The organism is Frankia sp. AiPs1 (assembly GCF_023716945.1).
GTDB lineage: Bacteria > Actinomycetota > Actinomycetes > Frankiales > Frankiaceae > Frankia.
In genome coordinates, this window is record NZ_JAMQQF010000188.1 from 1 (window position 1) to 10401 (window position 10401).

The 10401-nt window shown below is 72.6% G+C and carries 12 protein-coding genes; 7 read left to right on the forward strand and 5 right to left on the reverse strand.

All coding sequences use genetic code 11. The features are described 5' to 3' along the window. Positions 1-115: 115 nt before the first annotated feature. Positions 116-1252: a ComEA family DNA-binding protein gene (locus tag ND748_RS16925; RefSeq protein ID WP_251746766.1), complete on the reverse strand. Its 1137-nt coding sequence runs from the start codon at positions 1250-1252 to the stop codon at positions 116-118. A gap of 406 nt (positions 1253-1658) precedes the next feature. Here ND748_RS16925 and ND748_RS16930 point away from each other — a divergent pair, with 406 nt between their 5' ends. From ND748_RS16930 to ND748_RS16940, 3 genes are all read left to right on the forward strand, one after another. After that, entirely contained in the window at positions 1659-2219 is a 561-nt protein-coding gene (locus ND748_RS16930) for a YceI family protein (protein WP_251746767.1), read from the forward strand. Between the two features lie 127 nt (positions 2220-2346). Beyond that, positions 2347-2541, forward strand: a complete 195-nt coding sequence (locus ND748_RS16935; RefSeq protein WP_251746768.1) for a ferredoxin — start codon at positions 2347-2349, stop codon at positions 2539-2541. A 116-nt stretch (positions 2542-2657) separates the two neighbouring features. Next, on the forward strand, positions 2658-3221 hold the full coding sequence (locus ND748_RS16940) for an HdeD family acid-resistance protein (RefSeq protein WP_251746769.1): 564 nt from the start codon (positions 2658-2660) through the stop codon (positions 3219-3221). A gap of 108 nt (positions 3222-3329) precedes the next feature. Here the strand turns inward: ND748_RS16940 and ND748_RS16945 are convergent, their stop codons facing one another. From ND748_RS16945 to ND748_RS16955, 3 genes are all read right to left on the reverse strand, one after another. Then, complete coding sequence (locus tag ND748_RS16945; RefSeq protein WP_251746770.1) at positions 3330-4124, reverse strand: tyrosine-protein phosphatase; 795 nt, start codon at positions 4122-4124, stop codon at positions 3330-3332. A gap of 196 nt (positions 4125-4320) precedes the next feature. Continuing rightward, positions 4321-5292 carry an SOS response-associated peptidase gene (locus ND748_RS16950; protein ID WP_251746771.1) on the reverse strand — a complete coding sequence of 324 codons (972 nt, stop codon included), beginning with the start codon at positions 5290-5292 and terminating at the stop codon, positions 4321-4323. Between the two features lie 45 nt (positions 5293-5337). Further along, the gene (locus ND748_RS16955) at positions 5338-6030 is read right to left on the reverse strand and encodes a M50 family metallopeptidase (protein WP_251746772.1); all 693 of its coding nucleotides are present in this window, start codon (positions 6028-6030) and stop codon (positions 5338-5340) included. Positions 6031-6294: 264 nt separating this feature from the next. Here ND748_RS16955 and ND748_RS16960 point away from each other — a divergent pair, with 264 nt between their 5' ends. From ND748_RS16960 to ND748_RS16970, 3 genes are all read left to right on the forward strand, one after another. Then, positions 6295-7035 (forward strand): lysophospholipid acyltransferase family protein, encoded by a 741-nt coding sequence (locus tag ND748_RS16960; protein WP_251746773.1) that lies wholly within the window; start codon positions 6295-6297, stop codon positions 7033-7035. A gap of 412 nt (positions 7036-7447) precedes the next feature. Then, positions 7448-8110, forward strand: coding sequence for a hypothetical protein (locus tag ND748_RS16965; protein ID WP_251746774.1), 663 nt, complete (start codon positions 7448-7450; stop codon positions 8108-8110). A 129-nt stretch (positions 8111-8239) separates the two neighbouring features. Continuing rightward, positions 8240-8788, forward strand: coding sequence for a hypothetical protein (locus tag ND748_RS16970; RefSeq protein WP_251746775.1), 549 nt, complete (start codon positions 8240-8242; stop codon positions 8786-8788). On the opposite strand, the gene ND748_RS16975 is transcribed toward ND748_RS16970, so the two are convergent. Then, positions 8785-9888, reverse strand: coding sequence for an alkane 1-monooxygenase (locus tag ND748_RS16975; protein ID WP_285902248.1), 1104 nt, complete (start codon positions 9886-9888; stop codon positions 8785-8787). The genes ND748_RS16970 and ND748_RS16975 overlap by 4 nt on opposite strands. A 277-nt stretch (positions 9889-10165) precedes the next feature. On the opposite strand from ND748_RS16975, the gene ND748_RS16980 reads away from it, so the two are divergent. Then, a partial coding sequence (locus ND748_RS16980) for a hypothetical protein (protein ID WP_251746777.1) occupies positions 10166-10401 on the forward strand: 236 nt, incomplete at its 3' end.

The window sequence follows — 10401 nt, forward strand, 5'->3', positions numbered from 1 at the left end:
GGCCCAGGCCGCCAGCGCGGGCGTGACCAGCCGGGCATCGACCGGCGCAGCAGCGGACTGCGGCCGCTGGGGCAGCGCGAGGCCGGTCTCCATGCCCACGGCGACCATCGCCGCGTCACACCTTCACCAGCGGGAGCAGGTCCGCCAGCCGCTTGTCGCCGAGGCCGGTGACCTCCCCCAGCTGTTCCGGGGAGCGGAAGGGCCCGTGCTCGGTGCGCCACTGAACGATGCGCCCGGCAAGCACCGGACCGACCCCGGGCAGGCCGTCGAGCTGCTCGGAGCTGGCGCTGTTGAGATCGATCGGACCATGTTGTGCGCCGCCACCACCGCCATCAGCCGCGGCGGCCGCGGCCGCGACGGGCGCCGAGGCGGCCGCGACGGGCGGCGGCCCGGGGCGGCCATCGACGAGGATCTGCTCACCATCCACCAGCACCCGTGCCAGGCCGATACCCGTCGTGTCGGTGCCGGCAAGCACTCCCCCGACCTGGTCGATCGCGTCGACCACGCGAGATCCGGCAGGCAGCCGGACAACACCGGGCCGCGTCACCCGGCCGGCAACGTCGACCACCACCTCATCGGCTGCGCCGGCGCGGGTCGGAGTGGCCGCCGCCCCCACGGCCGCACCCGCCGCTGCGGACTGGCCGGTATCCGCCCTGGCTGGGTCGGCTGGGTCGGCGGAGCCGCCGTCTCCGGTCACACTCGGCGCGGCGACCACCGTCGAGGGTCGGCCGACCGGCGCGGCGACCGACACCGGCCGATGCTGCCAGGCGAACCAGGTCGCCAAGAGCCCGGCAGCGAGGGCGACCAGCGCCAGGACCAGCGTCGCGCTCGCGGCCGGCGCCGTCACGACACCGCGCAGGCTGGCCGGGAACCGCCGCGCCAGTCGCTCGCGAACCGACCGCCAGCCACCCTCCGGTGGCGTCCCCTGCCCCGCCCAGGCCAGGTCGGTCCCGACCGGCGCCGCAGCAGGATGGACGGCCGGCCTGTCCGGGGCGCGCGACGGGCCGCCATGTCCCGGCTCTGGAAGGGCGTCACGGGCGTCCAGGTCCGCTTCGCCGGTGACGGCGCCACCCTCGCTACCACGCGAGCTGGGTCGGCCGTCGCCGTCGCCGTCGCCGTCGTGGCGGTCGCCCCAGCCTGGGACGTCGGTGTCGGCGATGCTGTCGAGCCACTCCTCGTCCTCGGCGAAGACGTCCTCGGCGAAGACGCCCTCGCGCACCCCACCGGAGGGATGGGGCGCGCCGGCGGACACCGGTGGGGGCGGCTCGGGCGGAAGAGGCTCGGGAAACCGAGCCATGAGCAAGGGGGTCGGGGACAGGCACCCGGGACCGGGGGTGGTTGCGACCATGACCGGACCGTAGATCGATCTGCGGGCAGTTCGCCGGGCCAGATGGTGATCTGTGGATGACGGCGGGTTGTCCACAGATCGGCTCGGAGTTCTGGGCAGCGGACCGAGATCTCGTTACGGTCGTCACTGATCAGTAGGCGACACTGATCAGCAGGCAACTCCCGGAATACGTCCCCGGCCGGAACGTTGACCCGAGCTGTAAGTTGCGCATGCAACGACCTGCCGGCGGAAGCTACCGACTGGTCAAGCACGCCACACTGCTCCGTCGCCGGGCGACCGACGTATCCGGCGGCTCCCTCTGGAGGACGCGATGACCACGACCACCGCCCTGACCGACCTGACCGGCACCTGGACGATCGACCCCGCCCACTCGCGGATCGGCTTCGCCGCGCGCCACGCCATGGTGACGACCGTGCGGGGACAGTTCACGGCCATCGAGGGCGCCCTGAACCTGAACAGCGCCGAACCGACGGCGTCCACCGCTACCGTGACGATCCAGACCGGCTCGTTTGACACCGGCGTGCCCGACCGCGACGGCCACGTGAAGTCGGCCGACCTGCTTGACGTCGCGACCTACCCGACGATCACCTTCGTCAGCACCGGCGCGGTCGCCGGCAAGGGCGACGACGAGTATGTGCTCACCGGCGATCTGACGATCCGCGGCGTCACCCACCCGGTCGACATCGACGTCGCCTTCGAGGGCAGTTCCAAGGATCCGTTCGGCAACGTCCGGGCCGGCTTCACCGGCACCACGACCCTCAATCGCAAGGACTTCGGCCTGACCTTCAACGCGGTGCTGGAGACCGGCGGCGTCCTCATCAGCGACAAGGTCAAGGTCGAGCTGGACATCTCCGCGATCAAGGCGTCCTGACGGCCCGTCCGGGAGCGGCGGTACTGCCACTGTGGCCTGCGGAGGTGACACTTCTGTTCCTCCGCCGGGCCCAGCGGTAAGGTCCACGCGACGCAGACATTCTGGAAGCACCACGGGAGGTGCGCCGATGCACGTGACCGTCAACTTCGACCGTTGCGCCAGCAGCGGCACGTGTGTCCAGCTCGTGCCGGACGTCTTCGAGATCCGGGACGACGGCTACCTCTATCTGTTGAGCGAGGAGCCGGACGACGCGCGCTGGGACGACCTCAAGGAGGCGGCCGACGCCTGCCCGACGGAAGCGATCACCATCAGCGACGGCTGACGAGCCTGACGGAGTGCCGGGCGGTTGAGGGCCGCCGAGCGGTGCTGTCGGACCGACACCGGGTAGGACCTCGATGCGGACCCGCGCGGATGGTGCGGGTCGGCACGGGAGGCTTCATGGCGACGATCTACCGGCAGCAGCGACATCGGGAGACGCCCAGCGCCCTGTGGCCGGCGCTGCTCGTCGTCGGCTTGGCCGTCACGGTGCTGGGACTTCTGCTGATCCTCAATCCGTTCGCGACGGCCGGCACCCTGGCAGTGCTTGCCGGGGTCGCCCTGGTCCTGTCCGGGATCGGCGAGACGCTGGCCGCAGCCAGGGCCGAGAACACCGCGGGCACCGCCTTCTTCGGGATCCTGCTCGTCCTCGGCGGCGTCGTCGTACTCCTGTGGCCGGGAGTGACGTTGCGGGTGCTGGCGCTGCTCGTCGGCGCCATCCTGATCATCACCGGCGTCGCGCGGGCGCTGGCGACCCGGGCACTGAAGTCGCCCGAGACCGGTGCCCGCGGCACAGTTCCCAGCTACGCGGTGGCGGCCGTCAGCGTGGTGCTGGGTGTGCTGGCCCTGGCCTGGCCGGATGCGACGATCGTGGCGCTTGCGGTGATCTTCGGAATCCAGCTCATCGTCACCGGAGTCACCGAGATCGCGCTGGGGTTGGCGCTGCGGCCGCGCGCGCCGGCCTGACGCGGGTCTGGGCGGGCTGCTGGCGACGGTCCGGCTGGCGCCGGACCGTCGGCAGGGCGGGCCACCACCCGACGGACTGCGGGTCGGCTGAGCCGTTGCCCGCCCTACTCAGGCGAGGATGCGATCGCGCCAGCGGCGGATCGACTTCTCGGTGGCGCCGTGGTCCTGGACCCAGCCGGCCACCCCGCCGGGATGCGCGTCGGTCGTGGCGATCACCGCCTCAGCGGCGGCGAGCGACGTCTTGACCAGCTCGCGGCCCCGCTTCGGGTCACTCACGCCGGGAAGCAGGGCATGCCCCCTGAGCCGCTCGATCACGCCACGCATGTTCTGCTCAGTCCTCGCATAGTCGGCGAGGACGTCGCCCTCGACGACCCCGGCGAGGCGCAGTAGCACGGCGATCGTGACACCTGTGCGGTCCTTGCCTGCGGCGCAGTGCACGAGCACCGGGCCAGGCGCCTCCCCCACGACGTCGACGATCGCGGCCAGCTGGGGGGCGGCGTGCTCGACCATGGCCACATAGAGCGTCTGCAGGCCGCCCTCCATCGCACCCGAGGTGGCGGTGTGGCGGCCAGGTCCGGCCTCGTCGCCGAGCAGCGGGAACACCCTGATCTCGGCGCCGAAGGCGGCAAGCGGGTGCGGGTCGGGCCCGCGCTCGACGGCCGAGCGCAGATCGATCACCGTGCGCGGCGGCCAGGTCATCGACTCCGCCGGCGGACGGTCCCCGACCTTGGGCATCTCGCTGCGGTAGAGCACCCCGGGGCGGGTGCGTCGGCCGTCCGCGGCCGTCATGCCTCCGACGTCGCGGAGGTTGACCAGCCCGGCGACGTCCGCCGGCGCCGGCGCCTCGAGCGGCGGGGCGGAACCGGCGCCCGCCGCGTCGGTCGGATCGGTGAGGGACGTCATCGGGTTCTCCTCCGGCCGTACGTGCCTGGTCATGGTCATCGCCGGTCGGCGCCGGTCGGGCTGGACCGCGGCCGGTCCGAGTCGCATCGGACCCGGACGGCGGGCCCGTCCGCCCGTGACGCCGCCGCCGGCGGCGTCCCCCATCCTCGCGGATTTCCGTCGGATGAACCCGCAATCACACGATGCGTCTGCCCACTCACCGCTCGTCGCGGGCGGTGACGTCGCCGGTCACCGCCTCGGCCGGATCGAGTTCGAACAGCGACAGGTCCACGGCCGCCACCGCCGGGCGCGCCTCGGCCGACCCCGCTCGGCCGCTCGCGGCCCCTGTGCCGGCGGCCAGATCCGCAGCCGCCACCGCCGGGCCGCCTGCCAGCTCCACCGCCTGCGCCACCGTCGGATCCAGGTCGACCGGGTCGGTCAACCGGGGGTCCTTGTTGCGGACGTTGCCCACCGCCGCGCCCACCGGGTGGGCGGCGAGCACCCCGACCGGCGCCGGACGCAGCAGCGGGGCGAGCGCGGCGGGATCGGCTGCCGGATCGATCCACCGATCCCAGGCCGCCGCGGGCAGGATCACCGGTGAACGGTCGTGGAGGAACGCCAGGCCCTCGGCCGCCCCGGTGGTCAGGATCGTGAAGGTCACCAACGGCGCGTCCCCCTTGCGCCACACCTCGTAGAGGCCGGCGAAGGCAAAGATCCCCCCATCGCCCGCCTGACCCGCCGGGTAGATGTAGAACGGCTGCCCGCGCCGGGACCCGCCGCCCGGATGGAACCACTCGTAGAAGCCGGTGGCGGGCACGAGGCAGCGCCGAGCCGCGAAAGCGGCGCGGAATGCCGGCCTGGTCGCCACCGTCTCCGCCCGAGCATTGATCATCTTGACACCGATGGCACGGTCCTTGGCCCAGGACGGGACCAGCCCCCAGGTGGCCAGCCGCAGGACCCGGCTGGCCGGCGCCCGTCCCGACCGATCGTCATCCGACGGGCCTGCCGAGTCGCCGCCGGCCGCGCCGCCCGGTCCACCGCCGGCCGCAGGCGGCGCGACGACGATCGGCATCGTCGACGTGGGGGCGACGTTGTAGCTCTCCGCGACCCCGCCGCCGGTCTCGTCGCGCGCGGACATGGCGGCGACCAGGTCGTCGGCCTTCAGCTTCTGCGTGTATCGACCGCACATGCCGATCAGTGTCGCAGCCGGGTCCGACAATTCCCGCCCCGACGCTCAGCCGAACAGCAGGCTGCCCCCGCCGGCGAGGCACGCGAGCCCCGTCAGCCCGAACAGGCCCACCCAGAAGCCCGGCGGGAGCCCGGTCAGCCGAGCGAGCTGATCCGGATCCGAATCCCGCCCCCGGCGGCGCCGGCGCTGCCGCTGCACTTCGACCACCGGCCGCAGCGCCCCGAACAGCAGGAAGCAGGCGACGTAGGCGGCGAACCCGGCGCGCGCGGTGGGCGGCGCGAACCAGGAGACCGCCAGGATCGCCGCGGTGCTGACCAGCAGCGACATCACCCCGAAGCCGTTTCGGATCACGACGAGCATCGCGAGCAGCATCGCCACGCAGAGCTGGAGCACCAGGCTCGTGCGGCCGGTGGCCAGCAGGGCGGCGGCGCCGAGTCCGATCAGCGAGGGCGTGGGGTAGCCGGCGGCGACCGTGGCGATCACACCGGGGCCGGTCGGTCGCCCGGAGGAGACGGTGACCCCGGAGGTGTCCGAGTGCAGGCGGACGCCTGCCAGGCGACGGCCGCTGGCAACCGCGGCAAGGGCGTGCCCGCCCTCGTGCGCGATCGTGATCACGTGTCGGGCCACGGGCCACAGCCGATCGCTGAGCACCGTCACGGCCGCGAGGATGGCGGCGACGACGAACACCCACTGCGGCGGCGCCGCCTGCGCCTCGATGCTGCGCCGCAGGATCTCCATCCGGCCGCTCCCTCCCGGTACGTGGGCTCGCCCGACGCGTCGCCGCCGCTCCCGATACGTGGCCGTTGGCCCCACACCGGCGACCGTGTCCGTTCGGACATCATCGATCCTCGGCTCGGGGGAGCGCGAAGGTGCCGGCGGGGGTCCGCAAAAGGGCGGGCACTGCGCTGTCAGGCGCCCCCGTGGTCGGGGGGCGGCGGTAGGGTCGGGACGCGTTTGGGTGCCTGGGGGAGACCGCGAGGACAAGCTGAGGAGTGGCCCGTCGTGGCGGAATACGTCTACCGGCCGGTTATCACTGCGGCGAGGGGGCTGTTCGGCGCGCTGCGCCTACGGCTCGACGTGCGGGGAGCGGAGAACATCCCTGCTTCCGGGGGCGGCATAGTCCTGATCAATCACGTCTCCTATCTCGACTTCGCACTCGCCGGCCTACCGTTCTGGACCGCGCGGCGGCGGCTCGTCCGCTTCATGGCCAAGAAGGAGGTCTTCGACCATCGGATCTCCGGTCCGTTGATGCGCGGGATGCACCACATCCCGGTCGACCGGCAGGCCGGGGCCGCGTCGCTGCGGGACGCGCTGAAGGCGCTGCGCGCCGGCGAGTTCGTCGGGGTCTTCCCCGAGGCGACGATCAGCCCGAGTTTCTGCCTGGCCTCGTTCAAGTCCGGTGCGGCCCGGATGGCAGCGCACACGAACGTCCCGGTGATCCCGGTGATCCTCTGGGGCAGCCAGCGGGTCCTCACGAAGGGGCATCCGTTCACGCTGCGGGACGCAGTCGGCACCCCGATCTCGATCACAGTGGGCCGCCCGGTCCCCCCGGCCGAGCTCGCCGACCGCCGGGCTGGAACGGACGTTCTGCACAAGGTGATGACCGAGCTGCTCGACGAGGCGCAGCGCAGCTATCCGCGCCCCGCGCTCGGCGAGCCCGACTGGTGGGTGCCCGCGCACCTTGGCGGGTCGGCCCCGCCGCCCATCGAGCCGGACGGCCGGTTGGAGCCCACCCCGTCCTGACCTACCTCCCTCGGGGGTTTCGGCCCGCGGCCCCGCTCGTCGGCCTCGCCCGCCGGGGGTACCCGCACGCCCTGCGGGTGCCGGGCGTGAATCGGGCTGATATCTGGTCGCGCTGCGCCGGTCTCGCTGATCTGGTCGTGCCGCTCCGGTCGCGCTGCTCCGGTGGCCGTCGGCCCGTCGTTCCTGCCGGAGCCGGGCGGGCGGTCCGCCGCGCCGCACTCGCCGCACTCGCCGAAACAGCCCTGGCCTGGAATGCGGCGGGGCGGAACAAGGCGCATCGCCACGTCCCCGACGGCACTATCGGGGGCCCGGTACGCCCGGTTCCGCTTTCCCCGCGTTTACCGTGAAGGCACCTGGGTACCGACCGGGCGGATCATGATGCGGAAGAGGGACGTCAGGCGGAGGTTTTCCCGTGCTCACCGTAGGCTGGATTTTACTGGTGATCTGCGCCGTCGCCGTCCTCGCCAGCGTCATGCTCCTCGGGCAGCGTGACAGCCGGCGGGCGGGACTGCAGCGGCGATTCGGTCCCGAGTACGACCGCGTGCTCGCCGAGCACGCGGACCGGCGATCGGCGGAACGCCAGCTCCGGCAGATCGCCGACCGGCGCGACGCGTTCACCATCAACCCGCTGACCCAGACCGACCGGGCGACCTACACGGCCCGCTGGGAGACGCTGCAGACCCGTTTCGTGGACGATCCCGCCGAGGCGACCAGCCTGGCGGACGCCCTGGTCGGTGAGGTGATGCGGGCCCGGGGATATCCGGCCGGCAGTTTCACCGAACGCGCCGAGCTGCTGTCCGCCGACCATCCGCGCGTCGTTGCCGGCTATCGGGAGGCGCATCAGCGGACCTCGGCCAAGCCGGACGGGACCGGTGCCGCGGGCCGGCGGGACACCGAGAGCCTGCGCTCGGCCTTCGTCCGCTACCGCGAGGTGTTCAACCAGCTTGTCGGCGTGACCGCCGGCTCCGGCAGCCATGCCGGGGCCGGCGCCGGCGACGACCAGACGAACCGGCAGGACCGGCCAGACCGGCCTGCCGCCGGTCTCGCCGCCACGCCCAGTCAGCGGGAGGCGTGAACCCCCGCGACGCCAGATTCGTCGACCAGAATTCGTCTCTCGGCCGGATGACCTTCGTGGTCACCGCGCCGACGGCGCCAACGGCGCCCTGTGGCCGGCCCCCCTCGTAGCACGACAGGAAGGACCGTCATGAGCCTCGACGGCATCAGGCACGACCGCCGCCCAGCGGCGAACTCCCGGCCCGGACAGGGGCGCGACGCCGACCGGTGGCGGGAGATCCTGCTCGGCTTCGTCGACGATCCTCGGGCCGCCGTCGAGCAGGCCGACCGCCTGGTCGACGAGGCGGTGCGCGCCCTGCAGGATCGGATCGAGGCGCAGCGTGGCGACCTGCGCGAGGCGTGGCGCTCCCGCGGCGAGGCGTCGACGGAGGACCTGCGCATGGCTCTGCGCGGTTACCGCGATCTCTGCCAGGACCTGCTCGCCTACGACCGCGGGGAGTCCCGCAGCTTCGCCCCGGCGGGGTCGGCGTCGCTGGAGGCACGGGATGCGGGCCGGGCCGCCGCCGGGCCGAACGGCGCCGCCGATCCCGCCCCGAATGCCGCCGCCGACTCTCGATCGTCGGCCCCCGCCCCGGCCCGGTCGGCCTCGGACGAGGAGCGCCCCCGGACGCCCATCCCGATGGAACCGTCCCGGTCGCGGATCGCGCCGGCGGGCGCGATGTGGGACGGGATCCGCTAGGCCGGGTAACGGGTCGCCAGCGCACGCCGCCGCGGCGGATGAACGTTGGCCCGGCTCAGGTCGCCGCCGTAGTGGGCCACGACGCGGTCGTCCATCAGCCGGAACCACACCGGGGGCAGGTAGGCGGCGAGCAACAGCGTGGCGTAACCCGCCGGTAGTTGCGGCGACTCCTCGAACGAGCGCAGGACCTGGTAGCGCCGGGTGGGATGAGCGTGATGATCGCTGTGCCGTTGAAGCTGGTAGAGCGCCAGATTGCTGGTCACCGCGTCGCTGTTCCAGCTGTGTCGCGGGGTGACGGGCTCATGGCGCCCGTCGGCGGTGCGGGCCCGGGCCAACCCGTAGTGCTCGATGTAGTTGACCCCTTCGAGCAGGGTGAACCCGAACACCGCCTGCACGGTGAGGAAGACGAGCACCGACGGCCCGAAGGCGACGGCCAGCGAGCCGAACAGAACCGCGGTGAGCAGCCAGCCGAGCAGCACCTCATTGCGCAGCGAGACCACCCGTGCGCCGCGCAACCGCAGGCGGCGGCTCTCCAACGACCAGGCCGACCGCAGGCTGCCCACCACGGTGCGCGGCCAGAAGCGCCAGAAGCCCTCCCCGAGACGGGCGCTGGCCGGGTCGGCCGGCGTCGCGACCCGCACGTGATGACCCCGGTTGTGTTCGACGTAGAAGTGGCCGTAGCAGGTCGGCGCCAGCATCAGCCGCCCCAGCCACCGTTCGAGCCGAGTTCGCTTGTGGCCGAGTTCGTGGGCCGTCGTGATACCCACCCCGGTCACCGTGCCGACCGAGACCACCGCGCCGACGCGAGCGGCCGGCGACAGTTCGCCGCCAGCCCAGGCCGCGGCGCCGAGCACCAGACCGATACCGGCCAGCGGCAGATAGAGGTAGGTGCACCGGCGGTAGAAACGATCCGCTTCGAGAGCGGCCCGGATCTCTTCGGGCGGATTCACTGAATCCGCCGGCGTCGATATGTCCAGCAGCGGGACAAGGACGAAGACGAACAACGGGGTGATCCACCAATGCAGCCCGAGACCCGTGCGGTGCCACAACCCATAGCTCACGATGGCGAGCAGTGGCACGATGATGGCGGTCAGCCACATATATCGCTTACCGTCACGCCAGGCAATCCCGCCAGGCGCAGTGAGCACGGGAGCCGCCACCGGCACCTCCGATCCGCCGGGCCGACCGGCAGGTCACCGACCGAGCCAATGCAGGCACGAAACGGGCATCCGACGGTTCGGCAGAACTGATCCGTCAATCTGCCATCCGTCCTCCACAATGACAACAGGATGTCCGCCACAACGACCCGTGAGGAGTAACCCGGCAGTGGCGATGGACGGTGCGCGTTCCCGGCCGGCGGGCCGACGGTCGCGGTCGATGAGCGACTCGCCGCCCTGGATCGGCGGGGTGATGGTCGGCACGCTGCTGCTGGCGGCCCTCGTTCTGATCACCTACACGCTGCTGCCGCTGCCCGGCCAGGAAGACCTGGGCGACGGCAACTACCTGCTCGCGGCGGCGCTGTTCGCCGCGAACATCGCGTTTCCCCGGCTGCTGCGCCGGGTGCGGCGGGTGCGCCGACGCCGGGCGCAGCGCCACGCTGACCGGCCCGGCCG

Excerpts from the sequence above, each read along its gene's own strand:
- ND748_RS16930 (WP_251746767.1), top strand. The coding sequence starts at position 1,659 with ATGACCACGACCACCGCCCTGACCGACCTGACCGGCACCTGGACGATC.
- ND748_RS16935 (WP_251746768.1), top strand. The coding sequence starts at position 2,347 with ATGCACGTGACCGTCAACTTCGACCGTTGCGCCAGCAGCGGCACGTGT.
- ND748_RS16940 (WP_251746769.1), top strand. The coding sequence starts at position 2,658 with ATGGCGACGATCTACCGGCAGCAGCGACATCGGGAGACGCCCAGCGCC.
- ND748_RS16945 (WP_251746770.1), bottom strand. The coding sequence starts at position 4,124 with ATGACGTCCCTCACCGATCCGACCGACGCGGCGGGCGCCGGTTCCGCC.
- ND748_RS16950 (WP_251746771.1), bottom strand. The coding sequence starts at position 5,292 with ATGTGCGGTCGATACACGCAGAAGCTGAAGGCCGACGACCTGGTCGCC.
- ND748_RS16955 (WP_251746772.1), bottom strand. The coding sequence starts at position 6,030 with ATGGAGATCCTGCGGCGCAGCATCGAGGCGCAGGCGGCGCCGCCGCAG.
- ND748_RS16970 (WP_251746775.1), top strand. The coding sequence starts at position 8,240 with ATGAGCCTCGACGGCATCAGGCACGACCGCCGCCCAGCGGCGAACTCC.
- ND748_RS16975 (WP_285902248.1), bottom strand. The coding sequence starts at position 9,888 with ATGTGGCTGACCGCCATCATCGTGCCACTGCTCGCCATCGTGAGCTAT.